The organism is Shewanella sp. S1-49-MNA-CIBAN-0167 (assembly GCF_040310145.1).
Taxonomy (GTDB): Bacteria; Pseudomonadota; Gammaproteobacteria; order Enterobacterales; family Shewanellaceae; genus Shewanella; species Shewanella psychromarinicola.
Genome location: NZ_JBEOPO010000035.1, coordinates 36005 through 51777, shown reverse-complemented (window position 1 = coordinate 51777; position 15773 = coordinate 36005). Strand labels below are relative to the sequence as shown.

Below are 15773 nucleotides of genomic sequence, written 5' to 3'. Positions count from 1 at the left end.
TCCCGTCCACTCCGCCAATTACATCTAAGCCTCGTCATATGACGAGGCTTTTTTGTATCTGAAATTTGGTGAAATACCAGTCATAGAGCGATCATTCACCCCATACATGGGGATTGTAGACTCCCTAAAAACACAACGCGGTAGACGTTACATGGGGTCACTCTCAACTCAATCTGCGCAAAACAATCTCGTGTTAATAGTCTTGTGCTAATAGTCTTGTGCTAATAGTCCCGTCGGCTCCCATGCTTCTCGTCCTTTATCTTATTGCAGCCGTAATATTCGCCCGCAAACTTACGAAAAAGGCCTTTGCATTACTGCAAAGGCCTTTTTCGTTCATGTGATTTAGTGAAGTAAAACGTACCCGGATTACTTTTACTACTGGTTAAGCTAATTCGTTTCGATAAGGAATGCTGCTTTGCGCTCCGTGGCGAGTGACTGCGAGAGAAGATGCTTTATTGGCAAATTTGACCGCCTCGTTTAAGGTTTTTCCTTCATCTAATGCTACCATCAGTGCGCCATTAAATGTGTCTCCGGCTGCTACGGTATCTATTGCGCTGACTGTGGGCGCTGGAATTATTCGCCCTTGGCCTTTTTCACTGACATAAGCACCTTTACTGCCTAGAGTAATAATGACAATATTAATCCCTTGCCTGTGAAGACTTTCTGCCGCTTTTGCTGCACTTTGTTGATCGATAACATCAATTCCCGTTAATGCGAAAGCCTCAGTCTCATTGGGGGTAATGATATCTATTAAACACAATAAATCGCTACTCAGTTTTGCCGCTGGTGCTGGGTTAAGGATAGTTGTGCAGTGATGTTGTTTGGCTAATGTTAATGCGTGATGAACACTGTCTAACGAAGTTTCTAGTTGAACCAGCAAGAAATTAGCTTGGGTAAATAATGCCTGTTGTTGCTGAAGATGTTGTGCAGACAAATAGGCATTGGCGCCAGGCACAACTCCAATACAGTTCTCGCCCTGCTGGTTAACAAAAATCACCGCTGTGCCAGTACTCTCATTGGCTATTTCATAACAACCAATTAGGTCAATCCCATCGGCGGCCCAGGTTTTACGCATTGTTGCTGCGTTGCTGTCGTCACCCAGAGCACTGATAAAACATACGTTCTGGCCAGTATTACTTAATCGGGCAGCCGCAACAGCTTGGTTTGCCCCTTTTCCACCTAGTTCAAGTCGATATTGCTGACTAATTAAGGTCTGTCCTGCTTGGGGTAATTCGTTGAATGTTAGGACATGATCGGCGTTGGCACTGCCGACAACCAGTAAAGTGCTCATGTATTTCCTTATAACCCATGCAGAATTAAGTGATTCTGCATGGCATTGATTTGCTAGTAATCGTTTAATCGTTCAACAATGAAGTCGACAAAACCGGTTCGGTTAATATCGAACAATACTTTAGCATTGTGAGGTTTAGCGGTTAATTGATAACGATCAACCACGGTCATACCCTGTGTATACTCCCCTTTCGTCTCAACGCCAACCCAGCAATCGACAGCGGTAAATAGTGATGGATTGAGTAACCATGCGATAGTGCAAGGGTCGTGTAGTGGTGCACCGGTGAAGCCCCACTTTGGATCTCGATGATAAATCATAAAGAAGTCGAGTAATTCTGCGACACATAGAGCGATAGGGTTATTAATTGCTCTAATACGCTCAATATCTTCATCCATGATTTGTGCTTTATGAGTCACATCTAAGCCGCACATCACAATAGGTATGCTTGATTTGAACACCATGTCAGCCGCTTCTGGGTCGACAAAAATATTGAATTCAGCCGCTGGAGTCCAATTGCCTTCACCTGCTGCGCCGCCCATTAGCACTATGCTGTCGATGTTGTGATGCAGTTCAGGGTGAGCAGCCAAAAATAAAGCAATATTAGTCAGTGGCCCTGTAGGGACAAGAGTGACGGGTTGTTTGCTGTTGCCAACTTTATCGGCCATTAGTTCAATGGCTGTTTGTTCTACAGGCGCAAAGGCTGGATCTGGCAATTTGGGCCCATCAAGGCCGCTTTCTCCATGTACATTATCAGCAATGATCAGTTCTCTTGCTAATGGCTTCGGTGCGCCACCGGCTACCGGAATATCGTGACGCCCGAGCAATGTTAATACTCGTAATGCATTATTTAGGGTTTTATCTGGTGTTTGATTACCTGCACTGGTTGTTACCGCTAAGACATCAAGCTCAGAAGAACTGAGTGCTAAGATAAGTGAAATGGCATCATCATGACCTGGGTCGCAATCAAGTATAACGGGACGTTTCATGGGTGATTTCCTTATTTGAATGTGTGGTTACTGTATCATCATGGCTGATTGTATTAATGCTTAAACGATGTAAATGTGATCTAATATAGAGATTAAACCCACTGCTAGTCGCTATTGAATACCGTTATGATAACCTCGTTGTAGACTATCGAAGCGTGATGAGTGATCCAAATGTTATAATGGCCAATAAGCGAGTGAAAAGGCCTGCTATTGGCGATATAACATCTGCAGCATTGCTGCAAATTAAGCTTGTTTTTCCATATGGCTGTTTAACGTGTTTAAGTGAAGGTATAACTGTTTTGAAATCGTGGAGAGTAGTGTGAATTGTCGTCTAGGTTGCGGTGCTTGCTGTATTGCGCCTTCTATTACTAGTGCAATACCGGGTATGCCAAATGGTAAACCTGCTGGGGTGCGTTGTATTCAATTAAATGATGATAATCTGTGTATGATCTTCGGTCAGCCACATCGTCCAGTTGTATGTGCCGAGTTTAGTGCAAGTATTGATGTGTGTGGCACCAAAAATGAACAAGCTTTATGGTTGATCACTGATTTAGAGTCTTCAACATGCTAATCTGCCCGTTTTATTTACCTTGGATATTTTAGATCATGCAACTAACTCGATATACAGATTTTGGTATTCGCATTTTAATGTATCTTGCGGTACAACCTGAACGCGAAAGTTTATTTCGAATTGCAGAAGTGACCAGTGTGTTTGATCTTTCTTCAAACCATGTAGCTAAGATTATCCATCAATTGGGAAAGCTGGGATATTTACAAACTGTCAGAGGTAAAAGCGGTGGCTTTAGATTGGCAAAAACCGCGGATGAGGTACTAATCGGTCAATTGGTTCGCGATTTAGAACATTCATTATCGCCCATCAATTGTGAATTACCATATTGCCGATTTACGCCAATATGTCGATTAAAAGGAGTCTTAGGCCAAGCGGTTACCGCCTATTTGGCTGTACTTGATCAATATACTTTAGCCGATATTATATCGAACAAAGCAGAGATTTTGTCTACATTACCGGACTTATCTATTTCAGTGTTGCAGATGGATTAGGCTGGCTTGTTGTCGCGACATTCACGTCATCAAATAATTGAGATGTGGGCACTAATGTGATGCCATTGTCTTTTAAACGAGCCAAATTAGCGTTTAAAAATCGAATGGTTTCAGGGTAAGGATGTGCAATAGCGACGAGCTGACCCTGTTGCTTTGATCGCTTAATTATCTGTTGGAACTGCTTTTCAAGAGCTCGATCATCAATATTGTTGTCTAAAAAAACATGCCTTCTTAGTACTGGTACGCCAAGTTGTAAGGCTTTGCTACCCGCTTTGGTGTATTTAGTAGTAAAACTATCGACAAAAAACAATTGTTGCTGTTTGAGGCTTTGCATTACCCATAGCATCGGCTCATCCATCTGAGTGAGTAAACTACCCATATGATTATTCGCCCCTTTAGCAAATGGGATGTTAGCGAATGCTCTTTGTAATTTCTGTTTAATTTGCACCTCAGTCATGTCATTTGTTAACCCTCCAGGTCCAAGTGCTTTACCATTTAAGGCTTGCATGGGGAGGTGCAGCATAATCTCATGACCTTTATCGAAACCATCTTGCGCGAGTTTTTGTCCTAACGGAGTGTGGGGTAATACCGACAAAGTGATGGCATTAGGTAATGACAATGTGGCTTCGTCAGTTAGGCGATAACCAATATCATCAATGATGATGGCTAATTTAGCGGCGGTAGCAGGCATGATGCTGCATAGGCAGAATAGGATTAGGAGTCGATTGCGCACAAGTTTAGCTTATCTAGTTGTGAGTTATTATTCATATCAGTATAGCAGAATATCAGCATAACAGATTGATTATAGTCATGAATATCTCTATTGATACCGTACTAATTACAAGGGCTGTTTATCGCCATATTGGGGACAGTGTTCGCCGGTGTTCAATAATGCGCTAAACCAATGCATTACATCATGGAATATCAATGCCGAGTGTTTGAGCGGCTAACGACAATAATAGGCAGGATCAACGGCCTTACCTTTATTACGGATTTCGAAATATAATCCTGGCTCACTTTGCCCCCCAGATCGACCCACGAGCGCAATAGACTCGCCGCTTTTTACCATATCACCAGGTTGTCTTAATAGTGTTTGGGCGTGACCGTAGAGGCTCATATAGCCCTTACCGTGATCAATGACGAGCACCATACCAAAACCACGTAACCAGTCGGCATAAATCACTTTCCCTGACGCCACAGCATGAATATCTTGTCCTTCTGGTGCAGCAAGTACTGCACCTTTCCACACAATTTGTCCTGAGCGGCTGCTACCAAAGCGTTTACTTAATCGGCCTTTGGTTGGCCATTTTAATTTAGCTTTTTGACTGACTAATCCATCCATCGTTGGATTGGCTTTTGCGGCAATCATAGCTTGTTGTACGATGCGTTTTAAACTCGCCTCTTCTATTTGCAGTTGTTCTAATTTTGCGCCTTTAGTGGATAAGGTTCGTTGCAATTGAGTCAGAGTTTGTTGACGTTGGCTTTGCTCTTTGGTTAATTGCTGTGCCTGTTGTTTTTGATCTATCACTAAAGCATTGAGTTTTTGTTGCGTTGTGACTTGCTGTTGTTTGATTTTATTAAGATCAATGCTGGTTTGCTTTAGTTGCTGAATGGCTTTTATACGGGCATTGTTGAGGTATTGATAATACGCCAGCATGCGTTCAACCGTAGCCGGATTTTGCTGGTTAAGCATCATTTTAGTGTAATCATGATTACCAGCCAAATAAGCACTAGAAAGCTGTTTTGATAAGGTATCTTGCTGACTCAGTTTCAGTTCGGCTAAATTAACTTGTTGTTTATCTAATTCTTTAACTTTTAGGTTAACCGCAGATAATTGGTTTTGTGATTGATTAACTTTTTGAGCTGCTTTTGCAATGGCTTGTTCATCACTTTTAAGTAACGAATTAAGCTTTTCGCGTTGCTTGGCTGTATCTTTGAGCGAATTTTGTTGTTGGTTTATTTGTGCTTGAATAGACTTCAAAGCCGATTGGCGTGAAGACAAATCAGCACTAGTTGCCACAAATGAAAAGATTAGAAAGCCAGCAACAATGCTGGCTTTAACAAATAAACGAGTTATCACGAGTTAATGTTTACTCTTTAAGGTCAATAATACAGCGTCCACTCATTTCTTTTGGGATGCTTTGGCCCATCAAGGTTAACATAGTTGGCGCAATATCACTCAATCGCCCGTTGTCTTTTATTGTGGCGTCACGGCCAACATAAATAAACGGTACTAACTCACTGGTATGGGCCGTATGAGGTTGACCTGTTATCGGGTCGGTCATTTGGTCTGCGTTACCATGGTCGGCGGTAATCAAACACTCGCCATCCACTTTGGCTAATGCTTCTACTACACGACCAATGCAAGCATCAACCGCTTCACAGGCTTTAACGGCAGCATCAAATTTACCAGTATGGCCAACCATGTCACCATTTGGATAGTTACAAATTATCACATCATATTTTGCAGACTCAATAGCCGCGACCAGTTTGTCGGTCAGTTCTGCTGAGTTCATCTCAGGTTGCAAATCGTAGGTAGCGACTTTAGGAGACTGAATTAAAATGCGATCTTCGCCTTCAAATGGCTCTTCTTTACCGCCATTGAAAAAGAAGGTCACATGAGCATATTTTTCAGTTTCTGAAATGCGCAGTTGAGTTTTATGCTGCTTTTGCAGGGTTTCACCTAAGGTATTCACCAAATTATCAGATGGATAGGCTACTGCGGCGTTAATATCGGCCGCGTATTCAGTCAGCATCACAAAGTTGATTTTTGGTGTTTTATTACGTGCAAAGCCATCAAAATCAGGATTGACAAAACAGCGGGTAATTTGGCGGGCACGATCGGCGCGGAAATTCATAAAAATGAGCGAATCGTTATCGTTTAACTCAGCTGCTTCGCCTTGAGCATCAACAATTGCAGATGCAGCAACAAATTCATCGTTTTCATCTCGATCATATGCAGCGTCCAGCGCTTCTGCTGCCGAAGCATAAGCGAACTTGGCTTTGCCTTCGGTGATTAATTCGTAGGCTTGCGATACGCGGTCCCAACGGTTATCACGATCCATGGCAAAGTAACGACCGATAATCGATGCCGTGCGGCCATGACCTAGTGAGGCAAATAGCTCGTCAAAATGAAGCAAGCTGTTTTTAGCGCTGCGCGGAGGTGTATCTCGGCCATCTAAAAAGGCATGTAAGTACACTTTGGTTGCGCCGCGCTCAACGGCCATACGGCACATAGCTTCAATATGTTCTTCATGGCTGTGAACGCCACCGGCAGACAAAAGCCCCATAATGTGAACGGCACCGTTAGCGGCAATGGCTTTGTCTACCGCATCGCAAAGTGCTGGGTTTTTCTCAAACTCATGGTCGGCAATCGCTTTACTGATGCGGGTGAGTTCTTGATACACAATTCGGCCTGAACCAATATTGATATGGCCTACTTCAGAGTTACCCATTTGGCCATCGGGTAATCCGACGTCAATACCAGAACCCGAAATAAGACTGTGAGGATATTGCGCATTGAGCTTATCTAAAACAGGGGTGTTGGCATGAAAAATCGCATTATCTTGCGTGTTTTCACGGGAACCCCAGCCATCAAGGATAAGTAATGCGAGTGGACGTTTTGTTGTCGTCATGCAAGTACCTTTTAAGTTGAAAATAGAAGTGTTATAAAATTTCAATTGTATGAATATTACTACTTCTTGATAATGTGCAAAAGGCATATAGGTTTGAAGATATAACTAAAGCAGCTAATAACGAGGGACCAGTCACGAATAAGTCGGCTTAAAGCGTCTATTTTAGGTGTTTCTTTAATGAAAACTGCCGAGCAAAACGATATACTCGAGGCCATCTCATCTTAGTCATCGTCAGAGAAATTAGTAATTATGCAAGAATATATGGAATTTTTTAAAGCGAACCCAATGTTAAGTTTGGCTTGGGTCGGCTTGTTTGTAACGCTTGTTTTCAGTGTCATTAAATCAAGTATATCAAAAGTGAAACTTGTCAGTCATCAAGAGCTAACACTCATGGTGAATAAGCAAGATGCCAGAGTCGTTGATGTGCGAGGTAAAGAAGAATTTAAAAAAGGCCATATTGTTGATGCGCTTAATGTGACCTTATCAGAAATTAAAAATAATCAAGTCACTAGCCTTGAAAATTTCAAAACTAACCCCATTATATTAGTATGTGACTCAGGTACTACATCTTCTCAAGCCGCTCAACTTCTTACTAAACAAGGGTTTGAAAACGTGTCTAACCTTAAAGGTGGCATGGGCGAATGGAAGGGTGCAAATTTACCCGTAGTTAAAAGCAAGCGTTAATACTGTTGCTTAATGGTATTCAGTGTTAACAAGTTTGGGAATGAGCTAACACTGTTTATTATCAAGATCTTGTTCGTTACCATTTATCGAGCCGGATCAACTTTACGGGATAGCACTAATGTTAGATTAATTCTATATACATTAAGAGCAAGCCCAACACAATTAGCTTCACAGAAAAGCTAAATAACATCGATAGGTAGGAAATTATGGCTGAAGTAGCAAACAACGAAGCGCAAGCACCACAGTTCAACATTCAGCGTATTTATACAAAGGATTTGTCTTTTGAAACGCCAAACAGCCCAGCTGTTTTCCAGAAAGAATGGAACCCAGAAGTAAAATTAGATTTAGATACTCGCAGCAACAAGCTGTCTGATGACACATATGAAGTGATTTTATCGTTAACCGTTACGGCTAAAAACGGCGAAGACACCGCATTTTTATGTGAAGTTCAGCAAGCGGGTATTTTCTCCATCGTTGGGTTAACTGAGCAACAACTTGCTCATTCTTTAGGTGCATACTGCCCTAACGTATTATTCCCATACGCACGTGAATTAGTGGGTAATTTAGTTGGCCGTGGTACTTTCCCACAACTAAACCTTGCTCCAGTTAACTTTGATGCGCTATTTGCTCAGTACGTTCAACAGCGTCAAACTGCAGCAGAACAAGCAAATTCTGCCGAAGAAGTCACAGCATAAGCTATGAATAACGCTGCCGAAATCACGGTATTAGGGGCGGGCTCTTATGGCACCGCCCTTGCTATTTCTTTAGCCAGTAACGGCCACAAGGTATTACTTTGGGGTCATGAAGCCGATCATATGGCGCGCTTAACTGAGCAGCGCAGTAATGAGGAGTTTCTGTCTGGTATTCAGTTTCCTGATTGTTTAGCCATCGAAGCTGATTTAGGAAAGGCACTCGCGGCAAGCAAAAATATCTTAGTGGTAGTCCCTAGCCATGTATTTGGTGATGTACTCAAACGAGCTAAGCCGTTATTGCGTGAAGATGCTCGGATTGTGTGGGCGACTAAAGGGCTAGAACCCGAAACCGGTCGTTTATTACAAGATGTTGCCCGCGAGCAATTAGGCGAACAGTATCCATTGGCGGTATTGTCAGGTCCAACCTTTGCGAGAGAATTAGCGGCTGGTTTACCAACAGCCATTTCGGTTGCCGGTACTTGCCCTCAGTTTACTCATGATTTGGTTGAGCTACTCCACAGTCCAGAACGTCTGCGCGTTTACGCCAATGACGACTTTACTGGTATACAACTAGGCGGCGCGGTTAAAAACGTGATTGCGATTGGTGCTGGAATGTCTGACGGTATTGGCTTTGGTGCTAATGCTCGTACGGCATTAATAACCCGTGGTTTAGTCGAACTTAGCCGTTTAGGTGTCGCGCTTGGCGCTGATGCATCAACCTTTATGGGCATGGCGGGTCTAGGTGACTTGGTGTTAACTTGTACCGACAATCAGTCGCGTAACCGTCGTTTTGGCTTGGCTTTAGGTCAAGGCAAAGACGTGATCACCGCGCAACAAGAAATTGGTCAAGTAGTCGAAGGCTACCGTAATACCAAAGAAGTGTTTACCTTAGCCAAACGCCTAGGGGTAGAAATGCCGATTACTGAGCAAATCTATCAAGTGCTTTACCAAGGTAAATCTCCTGTTGAAGCGTCAAAAGTGTTACTCAGCCGAGATAAAAAGTCTGAAACACTCAAAAAATAGTGCGGCACAGTAGTTAAGTTAGCCATAAAGGTTAACAGACCCTAGTAAAAAGGATGCTAAAATAGCATCCTTTTTTGCATTTAATAGTTATCAATTAAGAACCAAGTAACCCATTTAAACCGTGTGGAGTAAAACGTGAAACATCATGACGTAATCATTATCGGCGCCGGTGCGGCAGGGTTAATGTGTGCTGCTACCGCGGGCTATCGAGGTCGTGATGTGTTGGTGCTGGATAATGCCAAACAAGCAGGCAAAAAAATTCTGATCAGTGGCGGCGGACGTTGTAACTTCACCAATCAAAAAGTTGAGCCGCAGCAGTTTATTTGTGGTAATCCGCACTTTGTGAAATCGGCATTGGCCCGCTATCGCTCAAGCGACTTTATTGAACTGGTTGAGCGACACGGGATTGAATACCATGAACGTGACCATGGGCAGTTATTTTGTAATGACTCCGCTAAAGAAATCGTCACTATGTTGATGACCGAGTGCGAATGGGCAGGTGCCAAGGTAAAGCTGCGCACTGAAATACTCTCGGTTAGCAAGACTGAAGCCGGTTTCAATTTAAATACCTCTAACGGTGATTTAAGCTGTGATTCACTGGTTATTGCCACCGGAGGCTTATCGATGCCAAAGCTGGGTGCCACGCCTTATGGCTATAAGTTGGCAGAGCAATTTGGCTTAAAAGTGTTACCTACCAGTGCAGGCCTAGTACCGTTCACTTGGCATAGCGATCAAAAAATTCGTTTTGAGCCGTTATCTGGCATTGCCGTGCCAACAACCATTACCGCGCAAGATGGCACCCAGTTTAGTGAGGCTTTATTGTTTACTCATCGCGGTCTATCAGGTCCAGCCGTATTACAAATTTCAAATTATTGGCAGCCAGGTGAAGCTATCTCAATCAACTTGTTGCCGGGTGAAAGCGCGTTAGATAAAATCGAATTTGCCTTAAAACATCACCCAAAACAAAGTCTACGTAATACAGTAAGCCAATGGTTACCTAAACGCTTGGTTGAAGCGCTATTTGAAGAGTCTCAATTAGATAAAGCCCTAAACCAACTCGGTCATGGTGAGCGTGAAAAGCTGGCTAATGAGTTAAATCATTGGTCAATCATCATGAATGGTACTGAAGGTTACCGCACCGCAGAAGTCACTTTAGGTGGTGTTGACTCCAATGAACTGTCATCTAAAACCATGCAAGCCAACAAGGTCCCAGGATTGTATTTTATTGGTGAAGTAATGGACGTAAGTGGTTGGTTAGGCGGGTTTAATTTTCAATGGGCCTGGAGCTCTGGTGTCGCGGCAGGGTTGGCCGTTTAGATTTGTAACTATGATAAAAGAACCAGTAGTCTGGGGATTTTAAGTGGTGAAGTAATCAGTAAAAGCGGTGAGCTGAAATCACCAAGGGATGTTGGTGGGCTTATCGCTGTTAAACAGCAATAAGGAATATATTGAGTGTCGAGTGATATTAAGGATGATAGTCATAAGCAATAAACCCCTGCAGAAGATAAATGGCAACCAGTCTTATTCTCTGAATGCCATCCTTCTAACGCTAAGCCTTCCAATGTTAAGTTTTCAAGATTGGCCCCTTTGGGAGCTAGGGACTCAACCTCAGACTTTTCAACAGTAACGACACTAGACAACAAGCCATAAAACGACCTTGATGGAAAGACACCTGTGGAAACGGCTTGTTCTTTATAAAGGTAATGGATGTTCTATCATGCCAGTGTGGCCGAGTATTTACTTTAAACACAAGATTAAAACTATCGTTTTAATACCCCCCATGGTACAAAATATCTTGGCATATAGATAATTTGCATTAACACCCATTTGGCGTAACTAAAAACGATGAATCAGCAGAATGTAAAGCAAATGACAATTAAGTGCAGCGATGGTGAGTTACTTGCTGCAACTATTTATGAGCCAACTATTACAGTGAAGGGTGCGGTATTGATGGCGCCTGCTACTGGGATCAAAAGACAGTTTTACGGAAATTTTGCTAACTACCTTGCCTGCAATGGCTATGGCGTTATTACGTTTGATAACCGGGGTATTGGTGGATCATCAACGGTGCCAGTTGCGAAGAGTGCCTCGTCGTTACAGTGTTGGGGTGAAAAAGATATGCCTGCGGTGTTGGAATGTTTAAAAGAGGTATTTCCGAATACAAACTATCATCTGGTGGGCCACAGTGCTGGTGGTCAACTCATTGGGTTAATGCATAATGCGATGGACATCAGTTCAATGTTCAATTTTGCCTGTTCTTCTGGTCAGTTAAAAAATATGAAGTTGGCTTATCTGATTCAAGCACATTTTTTTATGAACTTTTTTATTCCTTTCAGTAATGCGATGTTTGGTCATACCAAGTCTCAGTGGCTGGGTATGGGAGAGCCATTGCCAAAGGATGTCGCCAAACAATGGCAGCAATGGTGCAATGGTCAAGGGTATGTCAAAACTGCTTTTGGTAAAACCGTGCACCAGCATTATTACAATGAGCTGACCTTACCGTCATTGTGGGTTAACGCCGTTGATGATGACATTGCCAATAACGCCAACGTAGCAGACATGATGTCGGTGTTTCCTAAGCTTAACGGGCAAACCTTAACCTTAACCCCAAGTGATTATGGATTATCAGACATTGGCCATATGAAGTTTTTTAGCAGTAAGTCGCAAACCTTATGGCCACTGGCGCTTAACTGGTTAGATAAGCACTAAAGCGACCTCTTCATTTAAGTTAACCATTCAAGCCTATTCATTTACAGAATAGGCTTTTTTGTTTTTCTTGGTTGTATATGTAAAAAAGCATATATACAATGTTCAGTGTGTTTTAATTGGATGTGCCACCAATGAAAAAGAAAACTGTGTTGTTTCTATGTAGCGGCAATTCGGCGCGTTCTCAAATGGCAGAAGCTTTGCTAAGAAGTAAAGCGTCTGATCAATTTGATGTGTTTAGTGCAGGGACTCAGCCCGAAGATATCGACAGCAGGGCGATTGAGGCCATAGCGCGTTTTGGTGTTGATACGGGTGGTTTAGTGTCTAAAAACGTACAAACGTTTGCAGGTAAAACATTTGATTACGTGATTACCCTTTGTGATAAAGCCAATACAGAATGCCGTCGTTTTCCTGGTGCAGGTAAACAACTGGCTTGGGATTTTCCCGATCCTAAAAGCCGCGCAGGTCATCAACCCTTTTCAAGTACCTTAGCTGAGCTGAATAACCGCTTGTCGATGTTTCTACTGGTGGAAAACAACGTTACTGCCAAGGCTAAGACCACGGCGGAGGTGACCGCCAAGGTAGACGTCATTGGCGCAAATGAAACACCTCCCGAGGTATTCGCCGATGTTGATCCCATCGCATTTTATAAATGCTTAACCGATGACATTCGCTTAAAAAGCCTAATGCTGACTCATTATCATGGTGAGTTATGTGTGTGCGAGCTGATGGAGGCATTGAATGAGGACAGCCAACCTAAGGTGTCTCGCAATTTAGCGTTGTTAAAAAAGGCCGCTATTATTAGCGACCGAAAAAATGGCCAGTGGGTATTTTATCGAATTAACCCTAATTTACCGTTATGGGCAAAGTCTGTAATAGCTGCAACGACCGAGAACAATATTGGCTTGATTATGGCTCATCTACAACGACTAGATATTATGCAAAACCGGCCTAATAAAGTGAGTTTTTGTCGCTGATTCAGCAAAATAGGAGTGATCGTAATGGGCTTGTTTGAACGATTTTTATCGGTATGGGTTGGCTTAAGTATGCTTGCCGGAGTGCTGTTAGGGCTATGGCAACCACAAGTATTTCAGACCATTGCGAGTCTTGAAGTTGCCCACGTTAACCTTGTGGTGGCGTTGTTTATTTGGGTAATGATTTACCCAATGATGGTGCAAATTGATTTTTCAGCCATTAAAGATGTCGGTAAAAACCCCAAGGGATTATTACTGACGATTGTCGTTAACTGGTTGATTAAACCTTTTACCATGGCCGCATTAGGTTGGTTATTTTTTAAAGTGCTGTTTGCCGACTTAGTTGACCCCGCATCGGCACAAGAATATATCGCAGGGATGATTTTATTAGGTGTTGCACCCTGTACGGCAATGGTATTTGTATGGTCGCAATTAACTAAGGGCGATCCTAATTACACCTTAGTGCAAGTGTCGGTTAACGATGTGATTATGATTTTTGCCTTTGCGCCTATTTCGGCATTTTTGCTGGGGGTGAGTGACATTCAGGTGCCATGGGAAACCTTGCTTATTTCAGTGGTGCTGTATGTATTACTGCCATTAATGGCGGGTGTGACCACGCGTTATGTGCTTAATCATCAAGGCGGCACACCAGGAGTGGATCGATTAGTGGCAAGATTAAAACCATGGTCGATTGTCGGCTTACTGGCCACTGTGGTGTTGCTGTTTGGGTTTCAGGCCAAGGTTATCGTGTCCGACCCACAAACCATTGGCTTAATCGCGGTGCCATTGGTGATTCAAACTTACGGGATTTTTGCGATAGCGTATTTTGCTGCTATATTATTGAAATTAAAGCATAATATTGCTGGGCCAGCTTGCTTAATTGGTACCTCTAACTTTTTTGAGCTTGCCGTTGCGGTAGCTATATCCCTGTTTGGTTTGCACTCGGGTGCAGCCTTAGCCACTGTGGTTGGGGTGTTGGTAGAAGTGCCGGTGATGTTGTCGCTGGTGGCGATTATTAATCGTACTCAACATTGGTTTAAGCATTAATGTTGACGATTATTTTGATAAGTATTTCGAATACGTTTTTTATGACGACGAAATAATACGTTCTAAATTAACAGTGGAATTAATCATGCAGCAACATCCTTTCGATATCTTAGCGTTAGATTCGCCATTAGACTCATTGTGTGAGAATGGCGCCAAATTAATTTTTACCCCGTGCCCTGGTACCAAAGATGAACCGTTAATCGAGTCGCTTGCCACATTAAAACGTGCCGGCACGCAGATGTTAATCACCTTGATGTTCGATGACGAAATGGCGCGCAATAATGCTACCGAACTACCGACAGAATGCGCCAAACAACAGATCGCCTGGGTGCAATTGCCCATTTTAGACGATGCCGCACCCGGTGCCGAATTTGAAGCTAATTGGTTAGCTAATAAAGCGCAGATTATTGAGGTGATTAATAACCAAGGCACCATTGCGGTGCATTGCAAAGGCGGTTCGGGACGCACTGGATTAGTGATTGGGTTAATTCTTGCCAGCCTTGGTTGGCCAAAAGATAAAGCAGTAACTGCGGTGCAAAGCTTACGGCCAAAAGCACTGACGCATTCGATCCAACGCGATTATTTCAATGCTTTTAATTGTTAACCTCATCTTTTACTCGAGTTGAGGTTAGTTAACTTTATTTAGTAGGACACCATTATGACGATAAAAATAGGCATTAACGGTTTTGGCCGTATGGGACGTTTATCTATGCGCGCTGCATATGATTGGGACGATGTTGAAATAGTGCACATTAACGATCCTGCTGGCGACGCTGCGACCTTGGCCCATTTAATGACCTTTGATTCAGTGCATGGCCGTTGGCATCATGAGGCGACCCATCATGGGGAGGCGATAGTGATTAATGGTAACGCCATTCCTTGTAGTCGTAATATTGCGACTAAAGATACCGATTGGTCAAAATGTGACGTGGTGATTGAAGCATCAGGTAAGATAAAAACCACAGCCTTGCTGCAAGCTTATTTAGATCAAGGTGTAAAACGGGTTGTGGTGACTGCGCCAGTAAAAGAAGACGGCGTGTTAAACATTGTGATGGGTGTAAACGAGCATTTATACGATAAAGCCATCCACCCTATAGTGACCGCGGCATCTTGTACCACCAACTGTTTGGCGCCAGTGGTGAAAGTGATCCATGAGAAAATTGGCATTAAGCATGGCTCGATGACGACAATCCACGACATTACTAATACCCAAACTATTTTGGATGCACCGCATCAAGACTTACGCCGCGCAAGGGCTTGTGGCATCAGTTTAATTCCGACCACCACGGGGTCAGCGACTGCCATCACCCATATTTTTCCTGAGCTAAAAGGCAAGTTAAATGGCCATGCGATACGCGTGCCGTTAGCTAATGCTTCGCTTACCGATTGCGTGTTTGAAGTGGCGCGAGGCACTACAGTTGAAGAAGTAAATCAGCTGCTTAAGCAGGCATCACAACAAGAACTTGCAGGCATTATGGGCTATGAAGAACGTCCATTAGTGTCGGTAGATTATAAAACCGACCCACGTTCAAGCATTATCGATGCCTTGTCGACCATGGTAGTCAATGACACCCAAGTTAAGCTGTATGTGTGGTACGACAATGAGTGGGGATACGCTAATCGCACTGCAGAGCTGGCGCGCAAAGTCGGCTTAGCTGATAAGGAATAGCGTT

General features: G+C 43.2%; 16 protein-coding genes. 11 read left to right on the top strand and 5 right to left on the bottom strand.

Annotation, left to right across the window (positions count from 1 at the left end):
• Positions 1–382: 382 nt before the first annotated feature.
• Entirely contained in the window at positions 383–1291 is a 909-nt protein-coding gene (rbsK, locus tag AAEZ00_RS15920) for a ribokinase (RefSeq protein ID WP_351079282.1), read from the bottom strand.
• Positions 1292–1344: 53 nt separating this feature from the next.
• Positions 1345–2277 carry a pyrimidine-specific ribonucleoside hydrolase RihA gene (gene rihA, locus AAEZ00_RS15915; RefSeq protein ID WP_124012901.1) on the bottom strand — a complete coding sequence of 311 codons (933 nt, stop codon included), beginning with the start codon at positions 2275–2277 and terminating at the stop codon, positions 1345–1347.
• A gap of 319 nt (positions 2278–2596) precedes the next feature.
• Here rihA and AAEZ00_RS15910 point away from each other — a divergent pair, with 319 nt between their 5' ends.
• Positions 2597–2848: a YkgJ family cysteine cluster protein gene (locus AAEZ00_RS15910; protein ID WP_101033408.1), complete on the top strand. Its 252-nt coding sequence runs from the start codon at positions 2597–2599 to the stop codon at positions 2846–2848.
• 35 nt (positions 2849–2883) lie between these two features.
• Positions 2884–3339, top strand: coding sequence for an Rrf2 family transcriptional regulator (locus AAEZ00_RS15905; RefSeq protein ID WP_124012900.1), 456 nt, complete (start codon positions 2884–2886; stop codon positions 3337–3339).
• On the opposite strand, the gene AAEZ00_RS15900 is transcribed toward AAEZ00_RS15905, so the two are convergent.
• The 3 genes from AAEZ00_RS15900 to gpmM all read right to left on the bottom strand — a co-directional run bounded on the left by AAEZ00_RS15900 (position 3314) and on the right by gpmM (position 6974).
• On the bottom strand, positions 3314–4030 hold the full coding sequence (locus AAEZ00_RS15900) for a divergent polysaccharide deacetylase family protein (RefSeq protein WP_335686938.1): 717 nt from the start codon (positions 4028–4030) through the stop codon (positions 3314–3316). The two genes, AAEZ00_RS15905 and AAEZ00_RS15900, sit on opposite strands and share 26 nt — an antisense overlap.
• Before the next feature lie 255 nt (positions 4031–4285).
• On the bottom strand, positions 4286–5419 hold the full coding sequence (locus AAEZ00_RS15895; RefSeq protein ID WP_124012898.1) for a murein hydrolase activator EnvC family protein: 1134 nt from the start codon (positions 5417–5419) through the stop codon (positions 4286–4288).
• Between the two features lie 10 nt (positions 5420–5429).
• On the bottom strand, positions 5430–6974 hold the full coding sequence (gpmM, locus tag AAEZ00_RS15890) for a 2,3-bisphosphoglycerate-independent phosphoglycerate mutase (RefSeq protein WP_351079276.1): 1545 nt from the start codon (positions 6972–6974) through the stop codon (positions 5430–5432).
• A 249-nt stretch (positions 6975–7223) separates the two neighbouring features.
• On the opposite strand from gpmM, the gene AAEZ00_RS15885 reads away from it, so the two are divergent.
• The 9 genes from AAEZ00_RS15885 to AAEZ00_RS15845 all read left to right on the top strand — a co-directional run bounded on the left by AAEZ00_RS15885 (position 7224) and on the right by AAEZ00_RS15845 (position 15769).
• Entirely contained in the window at positions 7224–7658 is a 435-nt protein-coding gene (locus tag AAEZ00_RS15885) for a rhodanese-like domain-containing protein (RefSeq protein WP_101033403.1), read from the top strand.
• Between the two features lie 206 nt (positions 7659–7864).
• The gene (secB, locus tag AAEZ00_RS15880; RefSeq protein ID WP_101033402.1) at positions 7865–8353 is read left to right on the top strand and encodes a protein-export chaperone SecB; all 489 of its coding nucleotides are present in this window, start codon (positions 7865–7867) and stop codon (positions 8351–8353) included.
• A 3-nt stretch (positions 8354–8356) separates the two neighbouring features.
• A complete protein-coding gene (gpsA, locus tag AAEZ00_RS15875; RefSeq protein WP_101033401.1) occupies positions 8357–9373 on the top strand; it encodes an NAD(P)H-dependent glycerol-3-phosphate dehydrogenase in 1017 nt (338 codons plus the stop codon).
• Between the two features lie 135 nt (positions 9374–9508).
• Positions 9509–10690 (top strand): BaiN/RdsA family NAD(P)/FAD-dependent oxidoreductase, encoded by a 1182-nt coding sequence (locus AAEZ00_RS15870; RefSeq protein WP_124012896.1) that lies wholly within the window; start codon positions 9509–9511, stop codon positions 10688–10690.
• A 552-nt stretch (positions 10691–11242) separates the two neighbouring features.
• Positions 11243–12082: an alpha/beta hydrolase family protein gene (locus tag AAEZ00_RS15865; RefSeq protein WP_233768595.1), complete on the top strand. Its 840-nt coding sequence runs from the start codon at positions 11243–11245 to the stop codon at positions 12080–12082.
• A 131-nt stretch (positions 12083–12213) separates the two neighbouring features.
• A complete protein-coding gene (locus AAEZ00_RS15860) occupies positions 12214–13056 on the top strand; it encodes a metalloregulator ArsR/SmtB family transcription factor (protein ID WP_206191844.1) in 843 nt (280 codons plus the stop codon).
• Positions 13057–13080: 24 nt separating this feature from the next.
• The gene (arsB, locus tag AAEZ00_RS15855; RefSeq protein ID WP_124012894.1) at positions 13081–14100 is read left to right on the top strand and encodes an ACR3 family arsenite efflux transporter; all 1020 of its coding nucleotides are present in this window, start codon (positions 13081–13083) and stop codon (positions 14098–14100) included.
• Between the two features lie 85 nt (positions 14101–14185).
• Positions 14186–14704 (top strand): phosphatase domain-containing putative toxin, encoded by a 519-nt coding sequence (locus AAEZ00_RS15850; RefSeq protein WP_124012893.1) that lies wholly within the window; start codon positions 14186–14188, stop codon positions 14702–14704.
• A gap of 54 nt (positions 14705–14758) precedes the next feature.
• On the top strand, positions 14759–15769 hold the full coding sequence (locus AAEZ00_RS15845; protein WP_124012892.1) for an ArsJ-associated glyceraldehyde-3-phosphate dehydrogenase: 1011 nt from the start codon (positions 14759–14761) through the stop codon (positions 15767–15769).
• The last annotated feature ends 4 nt before the right edge of the window (positions 15770–15773 follow it).

Coding starts and splice junctions, on each gene's coding strand:
- rbsK (WP_351079282.1), bottom strand. CDS start 1,291: ATGAGCACTTTACTGGTTGTCGGCAGTGCCAACGCCGATCATGTCCTA.
- rihA (WP_124012901.1), bottom strand. CDS start 2,277: ATGAAACGTCCCGTTATACTTGATTGCGACCCAGGTCATGATGATGCC.
- AAEZ00_RS15905 (WP_124012900.1), top strand. CDS start 2,884: ATGCAACTAACTCGATATACAGATTTTGGTATTCGCATTTTAATGTAT.
- AAEZ00_RS15900 (WP_335686938.1), bottom strand. CDS start 4,030: ATGCCTGCTACCGCCGCTAAATTAGCCATCATCATTGATGATATTGGT.
- gpmM (WP_351079276.1), bottom strand. CDS start 6,974: ATGACGACAACAAAACGTCCACTCGCATTACTTATCCTTGATGGCTGG.
- AAEZ00_RS15885 (WP_101033403.1), top strand. CDS start 7,224: ATGCAAGAATATATGGAATTTTTTAAAGCGAACCCAATGTTAAGTTTG.
- secB (WP_101033402.1), top strand. CDS start 7,865: ATGGCTGAAGTAGCAAACAACGAAGCGCAAGCACCACAGTTCAACATT.
- gpsA (WP_101033401.1), top strand. CDS start 8,357: ATGAATAACGCTGCCGAAATCACGGTATTAGGGGCGGGCTCTTATGGC.
- AAEZ00_RS15865 (WP_233768595.1), top strand. CDS start 11,243: ATGACAATTAAGTGCAGCGATGGTGAGTTACTTGCTGCAACTATTTAT.
- AAEZ00_RS15860 (WP_206191844.1), top strand. CDS start 12,214: ATGAAAAAGAAAACTGTGTTGTTTCTATGTAGCGGCAATTCGGCGCGT.
- arsB (WP_124012894.1), top strand. CDS start 13,081: ATGGGCTTGTTTGAACGATTTTTATCGGTATGGGTTGGCTTAAGTATG.
- AAEZ00_RS15850 (WP_124012893.1), top strand. CDS start 14,186: ATGCAGCAACATCCTTTCGATATCTTAGCGTTAGATTCGCCATTAGAC.
- AAEZ00_RS15845 (WP_124012892.1), top strand. CDS start 14,759: ATGACGATAAAAATAGGCATTAACGGTTTTGGCCGTATGGGACGTTTA.